This window comes from Rubritalea profundi (assembly GCF_002954445.1).
In the GTDB taxonomy this organism is placed as follows: domain Bacteria; phylum Verrucomicrobiota; class Verrucomicrobiia; order Verrucomicrobiales; family Akkermansiaceae; genus Rubritalea; species Rubritalea profundi.
Map to the genome: position 1 here is coordinate 3,921,634 of NZ_MQWA01000001.1, position 15,342 is coordinate 3,936,975.

Here is a 15,342-nt window from a genome sequence, read left to right on the forward strand (position 1 = left end):
TCAGCGCGGACATGCACACTCGAAAATAACAGCGCGGCCGCTGTGGTTTTAATTATACTTTTCATCTATTTACCTATCTAATAATAATTTTCCCATCTACCCCCTTCGGCGTCACAATAACCTCAAATCGTGTGATCTCCGTGACCTCGACGTCTCGCCATTCTCTGCTTCCTCCCGCTTTCACGCTAAAGGTGGACCCGACTCTGACAAATAACGGGTTCAGTTGACCACCAATTTTCAACACTGCCATTTTACCCCCCTCTGAAGTATGGATAATACCCAGTATTTTAGTCACATTGAGAGAATCACGCACTAGTTTGTAGCTTTTATTTGTCACACCAGATGCTGCAACAAACGGGTTTCTTGGTTCACCCTCACTATCTTCCTCTGGATCTGTATCCACTATTTCATCATCAGCTGCTATTGGTGCCGGTGGCACGTTCTCTTCAGTTCTTACTTGCTGCGCGTTCGCCGAACCCGCCAGTGACACCACCATCGTTAAAAGTTTAATTATTTTTGATTTCATGATTATTTTTTACAATCAATTTACTGAAACAATAGCCAAAATAATGGCTATATACACAACAGCTACAATCGACCCGACGAAAATGATCAGAACGGGATTGAGCAGTGCTACGAGAAGGTTTATTTTATGCTGTAATACGGAAGAATAATGGCTCTCTAACTCGCCAAAAGCAGTCGGTAACGACCCAGATAATTCACCAGTTTTTATAATGGACCTCGCTGTACTTGGAATCAGGCGCTTATCCATACATTGCTGAAGCGACTTACCCTGTATTAATTTATCGTGGCTGTTATCTATCCAATCTGAATAAACCGCCGTAATCATAGATTTCTTTAAAAGCGGCAGAGAAGATATCAGGCTATTGCCACTATCCATCATTGCTCGCAGAGTACTACTGAACATAGAGACCTCTGCATATGTCACTATCTTTCCAAATACTGGCAGACGCAATAGCATAGACTCCAGCAATCGCCTCCCTTTGTGCATTCTGTAAACAATTATAAATAATGTCACCAAGCTCACAAAAACTACTACAATGAGTATCAGATTCTCTTTTAGTGTGTCGGCTACTTCAAAAACATTGCGGGTGAAGGTTGGCAATGGCTTGCCTAAGTTTTGTAGAAATTTAGCTAGTTTGGGAATGAATTTGAAGAACAATGCGTAGGTAACCAAAATCGAAATAATCAGCACTATACCCGGGTATAAAAAGCTTGAGATTAGCTGTTTCCTTACTTCATTACGAAAGCCTAAGATATTGGCCAGCCGCTCAAATGCCGGTGCTAGTTCACCAGTCTGCTCAGCTGCTTCAATTACACCACAGACTAGCGGAGGAAATATTTTTGGGTGCTTGGCCATAGAACCTGTTAGTGATTCACCCGACTGCAGATTATTGCGCACATCCTCTACAGATAACTTTACTTTTGTTTTATAGACGCTGCTCGCCACCTCTGCTAGCGCCGAAGAAATAGTAATTCCAGCACGGGTCATCATTGCTAACTGCCTTAGTAGCATCGTGCGGTCAGCGGCAGTGACCATCCACCATGAAAATAGACCTTCGGCGCTCTCGACCACCTCCTCAATAGAAACGACTGCCAGTGACTTCTCTCGAAGCATTTTTGCAACATCTTGGTCGCTAAATGCTTCGATGCTGCCCTGTTGTTGCTCTCCTATTGACGAGACTGCCTTGTAACTATAAATTGGCATTAGTCTACTTACCTGCTAAATATTTCATTTTATCCCTAAACAACTGGGGATTTCGGACATAAGGCAAAGCCACCTCTAACGAGATCTTGCGCGCGTGGACTCTGCCAGCTAGATGGCTATCCATGCTTATCATTCCCGGCTCAGAACCAATCTCTAGAAGGGAATAAATTTGCCTAAACTGGCCATTGCGAATAAGATTTCTGACGGGGGCTGAATTGACTAACATTTCAATAATCACGCAGCGCCCATCCTCATCCAAAGTTGGCAGCAGGGTCTGTGTCACCACTGCTTTGAGCACCATACTTAGCTGGCGTCGCAGTGAATCCTGCTCGTCAGCTGGGTACATTCCTAAAATTCTGTCCAGTGCACCTACTGTATCAGCACAGTGCAGCGTAGAGATCACCAAGTGGCCAGTTTCAGCTGCAGTTACTGCAGCACGCATTGTTGCCAAATCCCGCATCTCACCGACCAGAATCACATCGGGGTCTTCGCGTAATGCCTCGCGCAGGGATGAGGAAAAGTCCACCACATCAACACCTAGTTCACGCTGGTGAATCAATGACTTTTTATTCTCATGCAAGTATTCAATAGGATCTTCTACGGTAATGATATGGTAGGCCTTCATCCGGTTAATCTCATCGATCAAGGCTGCCATTGAGGTGCTTTTACCACTGCCAGTCGGCCCAGTAAAAAGTATCAATCCCGAATGAAATTTCGTCAACTCATAGACATGCTCAGGCAAGCCGAGTTCATCTATAGTCCGGTTCAGCGATTCTAACCTACGGATAGCTACTGCGTAGCCATTTCGTTCTTTATAAATGTTGAAACGAAATCGATGACGCCTGAGTGACGCCGAAGAATCGACACTAAACCGCACTTTCATTTCGCTTATTTCATCTTCGGTGAGGCAGTCTGTCACAATATTATCTAAGTCATGCTGGCCCCATAATTTATCTGACAAAGGCTGCAGCTTTCCATGAAGCCTGCCTAATGGCTGGATGCCTGTGGTTAAATGCACATCGGAAAATCCGTCTGCAATACAGATTTCCAATAATTCTGTTAGTAGGCTACTCAGCTGCATCGTCTTGGGATTTGTTAAATGTGTAAGTGAGCTTCAAGGTCAACTCACCGTCATCATCCACTTGCTTAATGAATAGCTCTTTGACAATCAGCCCCTCAATTACCATGCACGCTTTGATCGCTCCTAAGATTGATGAATAAAGCCCTTGAGCCTCGACCTCCATAAATTGGAGCCCCTTTCTCCTTGATTTCACTCGCTTGAGGGAACTGACATGCAGTCCATTCTCTTCCATAAACAGAGCAAGCATTGAGACACTTTGCTCCATCTCGGTAAAGTCTTGGGACTCCATGTCATCCAGCGCTATTTGCTCTGTCTCATCCGCGATATTACCCTTAGGAAGTTTCTCCTCATTTTCCAGCTTCTTTAGCCTAGCTTTGGCAGCAGCTAAAGAGCCAGACTTAGGCTGCCTCGACATATAGTTATTCGCAAACTCTAGCTCTTCACCTTGGTCGTCGATCTGTTCTGTTATATCATCTAATTTTTCTTCAGTAAGCTGCTTGCTCAACAACCAACCACACAGCGTCCCAGCTCCGACACATACGATGAGAACTGCAAAAAAAACTATTGATAGTCCCTTACTTTTAGCTTTATCCATTGGGTTTGATTATAAAGGTGTAAGTTTCTTCTTTAGCATCTTCTTCCACCTCGGCAATGTGCTCTGGTAGATCACGCTCGGCTAACAGCTTGGCAAATTCGTCTGTAAAACCCCTAGCTTCCATCAGATTATTAGCCTTACCATTGAGCATTAGTTTGCCATTCCAGTCAGAAGAGAACGCTTTCAATTCGATGCTACTCCCTGACGCTCCGACACTTTTTGATACCGTATCTAAGAATGCTTTATGATCAGCAAGAAATGGAAATGGCACGGTGTTGCCACCCTTGGAACTGGTGGTCACCTTATACTTTTTTATCTCTTTATTGACCTTCTCTATCATCTCTTTCTCTCCATCGATCTTAGCTAAATCAGCGTTAATATAATCAATTTTAGCGACCAACTCCTCTAGTTCTATTGTTTGCTCTTGGATTTTAATGTAATTGGGAACTACCATTGCTGCTGCAGAACATAGCGCACAGACACTGGCTAACACTATCCATGTCTTGCGGCTTTTGAACCATACTTCAGGAATCGATGACACCCGATGCACATTGAAATCACGATCAACGGGAACCAAGCGCAGTCCATCAAGCGCTGCTAGGACTCCCGCTGCAATAAACTCCTCGCTAAACCTGGCAGAACTCACATCAATACTGTGCTTATTGAGCACATATTTATCGGCATCACTGGCAACAACTCTGACACTCTCGTCATCAATCCCCGATACCTGAGAAAGCCAACCGGATGGTGGGTCGATACCCAGCCTGGTAAACTCAGTGAAGTTTTCTATCTTTCCAGATTTCCAGTGCAACAAAGAAGCACTGTGGCTCTCGAGATAGGCACAACTACCAGTCGATTCGGATCGAGCCAATACTTGTTCTGAGACGATCCCCAGTAAAACGAGCTTATTTTTCTCAAGAAAATCTCCCCACATTGCCAGCGAATCTAACGGCAAGAAGCTGGTCAGCACTTGGTCATGTTCTATCTCCTTAATAGCGATACTAACATCCCCTACACTTTTCACCAAATGCGTGCTAACTGGTGTAGAGGAATCCCAAAACCCCAAGCCTTTAACTGTCTGCTTTAGGCTACCCGTGGGGCTCAATTCTGGGAGCACACTAATAAGCTCTGTAAAATCAGTCTCGGTCAAGCGATCTTCTATAACACAGCAAACCTCTGGGTCTTGTTTATCGAACAGGCTTTCTACCACATCACTGGCAGCGAACTGAATCGCTCGTTCCAGCTGCTGTTTATCCTCTATATTTTCCAGTGGAGCAGCTAGCACGGTTTCCCTAGCATCTGAGCTCACCACCAGCAACCGCTTCGGAATTGGATTCTTTTGCTGCTTTAGAGCTTCGAGAATTTTCTCCATACTCTGGCTAAAGACATCATCAACTACCTGAATAAATGCCACAACCGCACCACTTTTCACGATAAGTGCCGAATAGTAATTCTCTTGCTGCACGATAACCAGCAGTGGCTTTGTATCCAATGCCACTAGACTTAGGTCTTGTTTTAGTTTTGTCTTCATCCTTAGTTCTAATTACCAGAACCCTCTGATTCACTTGAAATTAGCCAATTGAAATCCGGTGAACTACTGACAAGTGGCTGTGAATGTGTGTACCTAGGTGCGAAAAAAAAGACATCGGGGTAGACCGCATACAGCCTCTTGGCCAAGCTATCACTGTCGCTGGCTCCTATTTTGTAGAGGACTACTTGGTAGCGGTACGCTGTGGGGTGCCCTCTGAAGTAGGCTGTGAGCTCGCTAGATGAGTTAAGGATAGTAGTAGGAGCAGCCTCGGTCATCATTGGTACCATAATTGCATCATCAGACGAGTTTCTAATAACACTGGAGTGGTATGCCCCAACCTCACCCATTTCATCATTTAAATCGATACCCGGGTAAATAAGCCCCAATATAAGCTCTTCATCTGTATTATTTTCTATAATTAATGATGGTAAGGAGGTTTCAGCTAGATCGACCTCAAAACTCGTCTTTGCAACGACCCTCTTTGATGGCTGCGCTGGATAATCCACAGAGTATGGGTCAATATCCTCGGATTCTGGGCCATTTCCCGTCGCTTCTGTGTCCTCTTGTTGATCCTTTGAGAAAGAAAAGAATTCAATCCCGTCAGTGACCGAGTCGACACTAGTGCCGTCTTCATAATTCGCATCCCAGTCATTACCCCATGCATCATACAGTATTGCAGTACCATCGTTCTCACCCTCCGCATAATCACCATCTAGATAAGGGCCACGCCAGCCATGCTTGAGCAAGATGTCAGCACGAGATTCTGGGTCATTAAAGGATGAGCTCCAGTCCTCATCGGCCACCTCGTCACCCACTTTTCTCCACAGGCCTTTGATTGCAAGATACCTTGGTGCTGGGTACGTAAATGCTGCTGGTACTGGCTCGTTCGCATTAGGGTTAAGCAAGAGTGCAGATACTGTATTCGGACGTTCTCCAATGTCAGAAATATATCCACTGGATGTGACGACTCCACGTGGACTCACCGAATGACTGCCTAAGATAGCTGATCGAATAGCTGCGTGTTGCTGCTGAATAAGTGTCGAGCGCGCCTCCTCGCTGCTATCGTCAAGCGATACAAGCAAAGTACCTGCTAGTATCGTCATTATTGACAATACTATCACCAACTCAAGTAAGCTAAATCCTTTAGCTATTGTATTAGGTGAATTATTTTTTTTCATGATTGTGAGTTGGTTTACAGTTGAGCGCTTTAACGAGAATGGTGGACATGGGAAACGGCCGAACTTGCGCTTGCAAAAAAAGCTTCCTCGTCACCCTCTGCCACAGAAAATTGCTATTCTAAGATCCGTCTACTTAGCTAGTGTATTTAAGAATAATCTATTTAACCCTAAAGCTTCAATTTCCTCGAAACCACCACAGGTGGAATGACTGAATTCGTAGGATTCTCTGAGTCGTAATCATCTAACACCAACATGTATACCTCATACCGGTTGTCTGCTGAATCCTCTTTAATAAATCGTATCGGCCTCCCTAGCTTTGGGATATTTCTATCATTGGGACGCTCAATTACAGCATCGAATGGGCTAAGATCATGATACCATGAATGATTTTTTCCATCATATGCATCTGGAATAGCTGAAACCCTGCGCAGGCCAGTGGCTTGATCTGTGTAGCTGTGGCTAGAATCATTTTTGAGATAGGGACCATTCCATCCCAATTTTATGGATGGCTTCCAGGTCCACCTATATTTATCGATCGCATCATCATGGTCGTCCACATCGTTACTACCTATAGGTTGGTAGAATAATTGCCAAAAGTTACTCTCTAATCCTGCCCAGTCATGCAGCAAGTCACTTGAGGAATTTCCCTCTGATTTGTTCTCATCATTGATGTAAAGAATGCCCGAGAGGTCTAGTTGCTCAGGCTGGAATGGCTTCCCGTGTATAGGTAAATAACCAGTGTCTCTTTCAAACTCCAAGATAGCCGCCTTCAATGTATTGAGCCGGTCGATCGTCACAGCCGTATGCGCTCTTGAGTCCATTCCGTCTATAGCTACTATCGTAATGCCAGAGATCAGCGCCAGGATGCTAACTGTAACCAAAAGCTCCAACAACGAGAACCCATGCTTAGGGTGTCGCTTTCGGTTATTGGTATTCATGAAATTACTAAGTTTGATTGGGTTAAATAAAGGCTAAGGTGAGGCCCTAATACTAGGACCTCACCTCTGGTTAATACCTGAAGATCACCAATAGTGATTACTTCTTCTGTCCTGTAGACTCAGCAAATTCCTCGTCGAGGAAGTCACCACGTGAATCCACGATTGCGACGAATACTGCAGGAGATTGCGAAACATCGAAGAGCGCGATGTAGTGCTGGTAAGAATTCTTCGCAACATCACCATAGAATGGTGCTGTAGCTAGGCTAATAGAACCAACTGCAGCTGACTGATCACCTGCATTACCAGATGAATCAACTAATGTGTTTGCATTACCAATACCGAGCCCAACGAGCACTGCACCAGGATTTGCTCCCACTTTAATATTGTTGTAACCACCGGTACCCGCTTCCCATATTGCAGCTGGGACACTTGTAGAGTCAGCACCAAACTGTAGAACAAATCCGCGACCACGGTTGCGATCAGTTCCGGCACGTGGAGCTTCGAAAGCGTGCTGAGGAATGGAGATCTCTGAAAGAGGTCCTACATTGGGATCAGCTTCATTTCCAGCTGTGAAGATGCCAGAGAGAGTGTTAGCTGTCTCGTCATCAGCATCAGCGTGAGTGTAACGTAGCTTTGTAATTCCAGCCTCCACAAGACTCTCAGCTTGAGCTGCAGTCAAAGGAGTAGCGAAGTCAAACTTACCAGCAAGCTTTGACGCTAGGATTCCAGCTACACCAGCATTACCCACCGCATTAGCAGCGTCGACTCCAGAAGTTAGCACCAAATTATCCGGGTTACCGTAACCAACATCAGTTGAATTCAATGTAGTAGTCGCACCCGCATCATCTGTGGTTTGGTAAACTTGTCCAACAGTAACCACGGAGTCTCCAGTAGATGCATCATATGCAGCTGTGGAAACTGGAATCGCTGACATGAGTGACTCCCAGTTGTTAGGGTAATTACCCTCTACCACTTTGAACTGGCGTACTGAGTTTGTGAGCGAGCCAATTGTGTTAGTTGCTGTCGCTTTTTGCGACTGAGAAACCAGACCGTCGTAGGCTGTGATCACTGCACCACCGATGATTGCCATGATTGCTACTACAACGAGTAGCTCAAGAAGGGAAAATCCCTTGCGTTTTGTGTATCTTGCGATATATTTTTGTTTCATTTAATTCGATTATTTAGTTTTTGTACTATTACTATCGATTAATCAGCTGACGCTCTGGTTGCACCCGGAGCGTCAGCTTCGTTTCAGAAACTAGCTTGTTAGCTTGTTCATCTATTAATCGAAGCTTGGGGTTGCCTAGAAAAGTTCAGCGAGCTTTAAACTCATTCGCTTATCCTGTGGCAGCAGTCTTTTGCCACATGTTTGATTTCCCCACAAGCTAGCATCTAGTCGAAATTTAGCGCTTAAATGTAATATACTGCGTCATTTAGCGCCTCTTTGACATATTGACTTCCGATCACAAAAAAACGCTATCCAATCACATTTAAGTGCCTACATTCCCAAATAAATCAAACCTAACAAATTAATAAAAACTCATATATTGTTAATATAAAGCAAATTACAAATTAACTAAAGAATGTATAGGTAACACCTAGTAGAAACTACTTCATTCCAATCTAAAGTAAAAAAATAACACAACTCACTCAATAATAATCCAACATGAAGAATAATATCATCTCCATTGGTCTGCTCGCTATTAGCTCTTTGAGCGCTCTAGCGAATGAAGTCACTCTATATACATATAGGCACTACGAAGCGGATTCAGCTCTATACGAAAAGTTCACACAAAAGACAGGAATCAAAGTTAACATCGTCAAATCCAAGGCTGACGCTCTCTTTGAACGTCTAAAATCTGAAGGTTCTGATTGTAAGTCTGACCTATTAGTAACCTCAGACGCAGCGCGCCTAGTGAAAGCTAAGAACCTAGGCCTACTTCAATCGGTAGAATCCTCTACATTATTTACAAATGTCCCAGCTAACCTAAGAGATGAAGACAACCAATGGTTCGGAATTACGGTAAGAGCACGAGTAATCGTTTATAATAAAGATAAGGTCAAAGCTGGTGCAATCACAAGCTATGAAGACCTCACCAAGCCTGAATGGAAAGGCCGTGTGGTCGCCCGATCTTCATCCAATATTTATAATCAATCACTGCTAGCCTCAATGGTTGCGAATAAAGGTTCCAAAGAAGCTCTTCTCTGGGCTCTGAAGTTGAGAAAGAACATGGCTCGTAAGCCACAAGGTAGTGACCGTGACCAAATGAGAGCCGTAGCTGCAGGATTAGCTGACGCAGCAATTGTAAACACATACTATATTGGACTACTTGCCAATTCTCAAAATACCAAAGACCAAGAGGTTGCGAGTAAAATAGCCGTATGCTTCCCAAACCAAGACTCAACAGGAACGCATATCAACATCAGCGGGGCTGGGATCTGTAAGTATTCACCGAATAAAGCGAACGCTCTCAAACTGCTAGAGTTTCTCACCTCTGTTGAGGCTCAATCTACATTTCCTAAGACAACTTCAGAGTTTCCTCTTTCTATGAAATCGGACTCACCTTTGATCCTTGCGTGGGGAAAATTCAAGGCTGATAATCTCAAGCTAAGCGAACTAGGCAAGCATAACGCTACTGCTGCGAAGCTATTCAACGCAGCTAACTGGGAATAAAACCACTGCTTTATTGAAGCCGTTCATAAATATATTGAAACGAGTATCACCCTCACTGCCTTGGGTGGTGGGGGCCTTACTTCTTTGCTTGTTAGTTTGCCTGCCACTGACATTCATTCTCTATGAGTCCAGCAAACCAAGCACAGAAGCGTGGCAACAACTGTCACAGGTTGATCCGGGTGGAATACTTGAAGAGTTGGACCTCAAGGAAGAGATCCCCGAGCATTCACGACTTTACCTAAAAACAAAAAACACATTACTCCTGCTATGTTCCGTAGTTGCTCTCAGTGCTATGGCGGGCATAGCTCTAGCCTGGGTGGTTAGTAGGTGGCACTTCCCGCTCAGAAAATCTATGTCAGTCTGCTTAGTCTTACCTTTAACTATCCCTTCATATATTTTAGCTGCCAGCTACAAGCTACTCACTATCGATACTAAAAACTCACTAGCTGTATGGGTAAGAACTAACTGGGGACAAGATGTCATGTCCACCTTTGACGAGTTATGGAACTTCACATTAGCCACATTCGTGCTTACTGCTGCATTCTTCCCCTACGTCTATTTAGCTGCAAGGACGGCCTTCTCAAACCTCTCTACTAGTTATTTAGAAAGCTCTCAGAGTCTAGGCCTCTCATCTAGTCAGACCTTTCTTAAAGTAGCCCTTCCATTAGCCCGACCAGCAATCATAGGAGGCCTAATGCTAGTCAGTCTGGAAACACTGAATGAATTTGGAGCGATGAAAATACTCGGTATAGACACTTTAACTACTGAGATATTCTATGCTTGGACTAATCTAGAAGATAAGAACGCAGCTATCCGTTTAGCTGGTTGCATCATGCTCATTCTCCTAGTCTTACTCATAGCAGAACAGTGGCTCAGCGGCGGCAAACGATTCCACGCTAGCCGAAACACATCGTCGTCTCCTACTTTAAAAAAAATCCCTAAATTCAAGTCTGCGCTAGTTACACTAAGTTGCCTAACTATCCTTTTTTTGGCCTTTATTCTACCAGTCGGCCAACTCATCAACCTAGCTGTTGATGGCCTAGAGAAAGATTCAATCTCCCGATTCCTGCCTCTTGTAGCGAACTCTCTTTGGCTTGCTGCTAATTCATCAGTTCTCATTCTCTTTGCTAGTGTTTTCCTAGCATACGCCTGTCGAAAGATTCCTCATTGGTCGATGGTCACGCTCTCAAAAGTATCCACACTAGGATACGCTATTCCGGGTGCTATTTTAGGTATTTGCACAATAGCCGTCATTGGATTTATTAAAAACAACACTTCAGGCGGGAACCTTTTAGATTACCTATACTACGGCAGCTCATACGGGCTTGTGCTAGCCTACCTAGTCAGGTTTCTAGCTGTTGGACTACCTCCAATTGATGCAGGACTTAAGCAGATTAATAGAAACCTAGATGAAGCCTCACAATGTCTAGGCCACGGATTTCTATCGACATTTTTTCGTCTGCATCTGCCCCTGCTAAAATTATCTCTCAGCGCTGGAGCCATTATGTTGTTCATCGACATTCTAAAAGAGCTCCCTCTTACCCTCATTCTTAATCCTTCAAACCATGAGACTCTAGCAACTAAGACCTACAGCCTTTTTGCCGTTGAGGAACGCTACACCACGGGAGCAATCCCAGCTCTTATCCTTATACTAGCTGGGATCATGGGCTTATGCGCGGTCCGATATATCTCAAGAAATAAATAATCTATCCATGACCGACCACTCACTAGAGCTTAAAAATGTCTCAAAAAAAATTGGCCATCTAACTATTTTAGGTGGGGTAAACCTAAAGCTCGATACCGGAAAGATCGGTGTTCTAGCGGGAGAGAGCGGCAGTGGTAAAACAACCATCATAAGGATCATTGCGGGTCTGGAATCCCCAAATGATGGTGAGGTAATTATCTGCGGCAAAGAATCTGCTACAATCTCAGCAAAGGGACGTAACGTAGGCCTAGTGTTTCAGGACTACGCTCTCTTCCCACACCTCACTGTTACTCAGAATATCGCCTTTGGTCTTCGTAAAGCGAGTAATAACGAGAAACAACAGCGTGTCGACTCTCTACTCAACCTATTGAACTTAATGGATATAGCGAAAAGGTTTCCTCATCAGCTATCTGGAGGCCAACAGCAACGTGTCGCTATCGCGCGAGCCCTAGCTCCTCGGCCAGCAATTATACTCTTCGATGAACCTTTCTCAAACCTAGACTCTATTCAAAAAAGAAAGCTGCGTGAGCAAATTAAGACCCTAATTAAGGAAACAAAAAGCACAGCTCTCATCGTCACACACGATATTGATGATGCTATGCGCCTAGCTGATGAAATATTTATCATCCAACATGGCAAAGTGGTGCAGTCAGGGACTCCCAAGGAGTTACGACTTTCCCCAACTAACAGCTATGTCGCAGAGTTAGTGAGTCATGGACATCTGGACAGATCGTGACCCGTGAGGATAAGAGAGACTCACACATAAATATAAAATTTCTTGCGGTTATAAAACTTAAAACAACACAGCTTAACATTCTACATGTTAGCGTGTAATGCAGCTAGAGTAAACTTACTGCGGCTAGCGCGCTGAGTCTGGCAGCGAGCAACAGGTTTCACCCTCCCTCACACATTCATTCATACTATCCGCGATATTCGCGGTAAAAAATAGCTTCATCAGTCCTAGCCCATTGACTCATGACCCTTGACCAATGACCGCCCGCAGGGCTCCGCTTTTTGGACTGCGCGCGGCTCGACACCGCTCTGTGGTTGGCTGAGGCTCGACTCAGGCGGCAGGCCACCAACCAAACACCTCCCCCCCTCAGCAACACCGTGCCCCAGCCCCGCTTATCTCCCACTTCGCATCTTTCGCGGTTAAAAATCGTCTCTTCACAAGGTTTCACCAACCCAGCTCTGAAAACTGAACACTGCCCACTGAACACTTCCTCCCCCATCATTTCAGTCAATGACACCCCGCGTCACCATCGCTTAACATTCTACCAGTTAGACCGTGATTTTTCAAATATCTACTAGAGTTTTAGCGTTTTCTCTTAGAAAAAACTCAGCAAAATCTTAGAAACCCATCCAACTCCAGATCCGAACACGCCTCCAAGCTTCATCTAGTCGGCCCATTGACCAATGACTCGTGACCAATGACCGCCCGCAGGGCTCTCCTTCTTCACAGAACTTCTCATACCCCTCCTGCATAAACTCCGCCTCACAGCCTGTCGTGCATTCCTCTACGTCCGACGCATCGTCGTCCCTCTTCATGAAAGCGTCGTGAGTCCGCTTCCATGAATAACTGCAGCGCAACGCGCTTGAGCCGTAGAAGAGCGCTTCCAGCCTCTTTAATCTCGAATGGTAGTCCAGAACCTTGCACCTAAAGTAGATCAATTCCGCCCAAGGTTTCATCAACCCAGCTCTGAAGACTGAAGACTGACCAATGACCGCCCGCAGGGCCCACTCTCCACTCTGGACTGCGCGTGGCTCGACACCGCTCTGTGGTTGGCTGAGGCTCGACTCAGGTGGCAGGCCATCCACCAAAAATTGCCCCCCCTGGGAACGCCTAGCCCCAGCCCCGCTTATCTCCCACTTCGCATCTTTCGCGGTTAAAAATCGTCTCTTCACAAGGTTTCACCAACCCAGCTCTGAAAACTGAACACTGCCAACTGAACACTTCCTCCCCCATCATTCTAGCCAATATACCGACGATCACTATCGATTAACATTCTAGCAGTTAGGCGGAGACTTTTCAAATATCTACTAGAGTTTTAGCGTTTTCTCTTAGAAAAAACTCAGCAAAATCTTAGAAACCCATCCAACTCCCGATCCGAACACGTCTCAATGTTCCATCTAGCTGGCCCATTGACCACTGACTCGTGACCAATGACCGCCCGCAGGCTCTCCTTCACGCCAATTTCCTCGACTCTCTCCCGAAGCTCTTCACAGAGCTTCTCATACCCCGCCTGCATAAACTCCGCCTCACATTCTGTCGTGCATTCCTCCACGTCCGACGCATCGTCGTCCCCCTTCATGAAAGCGTCGTGAGTCCGCTTCCATGAATAACTGCAGCGCAACGCGCTTGAGCCGTAGAAGAGCGCTTCCAGCCTCTTTAATCTCGAATGGTAGTCCAGAACCTTGCATCTAAAGTAGATCAATTCCGCACAAGGTTTCATCAACCCAGCTCTGAAAACAGAACACTGCCAACTGAACACTGAAGACTGAAGACTGACCAATGACCGCCCGCAGGGCCCACTCTCCACTCTGGACTGCGCGTGGCTCGACACCGCTCTGTGGTTGGCTGAGGCTCGACTCAGGTGGCAGGCCACCAACCAAACACCTCCCCCCCCTCAGCAACACCGTGCCCCAGCTCGGTTTATCTCCCACGGCTCACCATCATTCTAATCCATAACAACCGCGTCACTATCGCTTAAAATTCTAATGGTTAGGCGGAGACTTTCAAATATCTACTAGAGTTTTAGGGCTTTTCTCTTAGAGAAACCTCAGCAAAATCTTAGAAACCCATCCAGCTCCCGATCCGATGCGAACACGTGCTCCGGCTCCTTGCCTTCGTCGAAGAACTGAATCATCTCCCATAGGTTCGGGAAGAAATAGTAATCCAGCCCTCTGCAGTTATAGACGCAGACAATCCTCTCACTTCCCCCTCTTGTCAGCTTGATGATCTCGAGTGTCAGATTCGCCCTCCCGACATAATCCGATGCCACGACTTCGATTTCATTCACGCCAATTTCCTCGACTCTCTCCCGAAGCTCTTCACAGAGCTTCTCATACCCCTCCTGCATAAATTCAGCCTCACATTCTGTCGTGCATTCCTCCACGTCCGACGCATCGTCGTCCCCCTTCATGAAAGCGTCGTGAGTCCGCTTCCATGAATAACTAGAGCATAATGTACTTTCCAATATCAAATCTAGCTGGCTCTTCGTTACATAAAGATTGATTCGCTCTTCTTCCATCTGAGAAATCTACCGTAGCCTCCAATATTCGTCCACGGACTATAAGTATCATTTTGGGTTGATTCCAGTTAGAGACCTGGCAGCTTGAAATCATGTCGGATCTGCTCCCTAAAGGTATATATGAGAACCTCCTAACATCGGAGTTACAGCGCCGACTTGATAACCTCGACGCTAAAAATCATATTGCTCGAATAAGTGAAATCGATCCAAGCCTTGCTGGTGATTTCCTTACTCGCTCACTGAGCGAGCACATTCAAAGAGCCCTCAAAACACTAGGTAAAGGTAAGGACTCGAAAAATATCTACCTCTTAGCTAATCGTATACTCCAAACTATTGGTGAATATGATGATTCTCTCAGCTTTCTGCAAGATTTAACCTATCAGAATACAGCTGACAATCTACTGACTGAAATCCACTCAATCGGAGAAAGTAACATCGAACGGCCTTCAACTCCGCTTACTTTTCCTTCCCTATTTACAGGTGCATCAGGAAGCCCACAGCTAGGTAAGGAACTTGAGTTAGAACTTGAAAGCGCCGATCGAGTTGACCTACTAGTTTCATTTATAAAATCAGCTGGCATCAACCTCCTCTACCCATCTCTTGACCGATTCACGGCACGAGGAGGAAAACTGCGTGTCATTACAACTACTTATTAACCTG

14 protein-coding genes are annotated in these 15,342 nt (G+C 45.4%); 4 read left to right on the forward strand and 10 right to left on the reverse strand.

Translation table 11 applies throughout. The features are described 5' to 3' along the window. Positions 1–73: 73 nt before the first annotated feature. From BSZ32_RS17125 to BSZ32_RS17160, 8 genes are all read right to left on the reverse strand, one after another. Positions 74–526 carry a hypothetical protein gene (locus BSZ32_RS17125; protein WP_105044543.1) on the reverse strand — a complete coding sequence of 151 codons (453 nt, stop codon included), beginning with the start codon at positions 524–526 and terminating at the stop codon, positions 74–76. 15 nt (positions 527–541) lie between these two features. Further along, on the reverse strand, positions 542–1,729 hold the full coding sequence (locus BSZ32_RS17130) for a type II secretion system F family protein (RefSeq protein ID WP_105044544.1): 1,188 nt from the start codon (positions 1,727–1,729) through the stop codon (positions 542–544). A gap of 4 nt (positions 1,730–1,733) precedes the next feature. Then, complete coding sequence (locus BSZ32_RS17135; RefSeq protein WP_105044545.1) at positions 1,734–2,810, reverse strand: type IV pilus twitching motility protein PilT; 1,077 nt, start codon at positions 2,808–2,810, stop codon at positions 1,734–1,736. Continuing rightward, a complete protein-coding gene (locus BSZ32_RS17140) occupies positions 2,797–3,405 on the reverse strand; it encodes a hypothetical protein (RefSeq protein WP_105044546.1) in 609 nt (202 codons plus the stop codon). The genes BSZ32_RS17135 and BSZ32_RS17140 overlap by 14 nt, the downstream gene beginning before the upstream one ends. Beyond that, positions 3,398–4,936 carry a hypothetical protein gene (locus BSZ32_RS17145; protein ID WP_105044547.1) on the reverse strand — a complete coding sequence of 513 codons (1,539 nt, stop codon included), beginning with the start codon at positions 4,934–4,936 and terminating at the stop codon, positions 3,398–3,400. Before BSZ32_RS17145 ends, BSZ32_RS17140 begins: the two co-directional genes overlap by 8 nt. 8 nt (positions 4,937–4,944) lie before the next feature. Next, positions 4,945–6,114, reverse strand: a complete 1,170-nt coding sequence (locus BSZ32_RS17150) for a type II secretion system protein (protein ID WP_105044548.1) — start codon at positions 6,112–6,114, stop codon at positions 4,945–4,947. Positions 6,115–6,281: 167 nt separating this feature from the next. Continuing rightward, positions 6,282–7,052 (reverse strand): type II secretion system protein, encoded by a 771-nt coding sequence (locus tag BSZ32_RS17155; RefSeq protein ID WP_105044549.1) that lies wholly within the window; start codon positions 7,050–7,052, stop codon positions 6,282–6,284. 97 nt (positions 7,053–7,149) lie between these two features. Next, positions 7,150–8,220 (reverse strand): type II secretion system protein, encoded by a 1,071-nt coding sequence (locus tag BSZ32_RS17160; RefSeq protein ID WP_105044550.1) that lies wholly within the window; start codon positions 8,218–8,220, stop codon positions 7,150–7,152. A 498-nt stretch (positions 8,221–8,718) separates the two neighbouring features. Between BSZ32_RS17160 and BSZ32_RS17165 the strand changes: the two genes are divergently transcribed. From BSZ32_RS17165 to BSZ32_RS17175, 3 genes are read left to right on the forward strand one after another with little or no spacing between them, the layout of a single operon-like run. Next, positions 8,719–9,726, forward strand: coding sequence for an extracellular solute-binding protein (locus tag BSZ32_RS17165; protein WP_105044551.1), 1,008 nt, complete (start codon positions 8,719–8,721; stop codon positions 9,724–9,726). A gap of 34 nt (positions 9,727–9,760) precedes the next feature. After that, a complete protein-coding gene (locus tag BSZ32_RS17170; protein ID WP_129589814.1) occupies positions 9,761–11,431 on the forward strand; it encodes an ABC transporter permease in 1,671 nt (556 codons plus the stop codon). Positions 11,432–11,438: 7 nt separating this feature from the next. Then, positions 11,439–12,167, forward strand: coding sequence for an ABC transporter ATP-binding protein (locus BSZ32_RS17175; RefSeq protein WP_105044553.1), 729 nt, complete (start codon positions 11,439–11,441; stop codon positions 12,165–12,167). A 1,336-nt stretch (positions 12,168–13,503) separates the two neighbouring features. On the opposite strand, the gene BSZ32_RS17185 is transcribed toward BSZ32_RS17175, so the two are convergent. Together BSZ32_RS17185 and BSZ32_RS17190 are read right to left on the reverse strand one after the other, a co-directional pair. Continuing rightward, complete coding sequence (locus BSZ32_RS17185) at positions 13,504–13,743, reverse strand: hypothetical protein (RefSeq protein WP_165788918.1); 240 nt, start codon at positions 13,741–13,743, stop codon at positions 13,504–13,506. Positions 13,744–14,211: 468 nt separating this feature from the next. Beyond that, positions 14,212–14,574 (reverse strand): hypothetical protein, encoded by a 363-nt coding sequence (locus BSZ32_RS17190; protein WP_129589816.1) that lies wholly within the window; start codon positions 14,572–14,574, stop codon positions 14,212–14,214. A gap of 200 nt (positions 14,575–14,774) precedes the next feature. Between BSZ32_RS17190 and BSZ32_RS17195 the strand changes: the two genes are divergently transcribed. Continuing rightward, positions 14,775–15,338 carry a phospholipase D-like domain-containing protein gene (locus BSZ32_RS17195; RefSeq protein WP_105044557.1) on the forward strand — a complete coding sequence of 188 codons (564 nt, stop codon included), beginning with the start codon at positions 14,775–14,777 and terminating at the stop codon, positions 15,336–15,338. Positions 15,339–15,342: the final 4 nt, after the last annotated feature.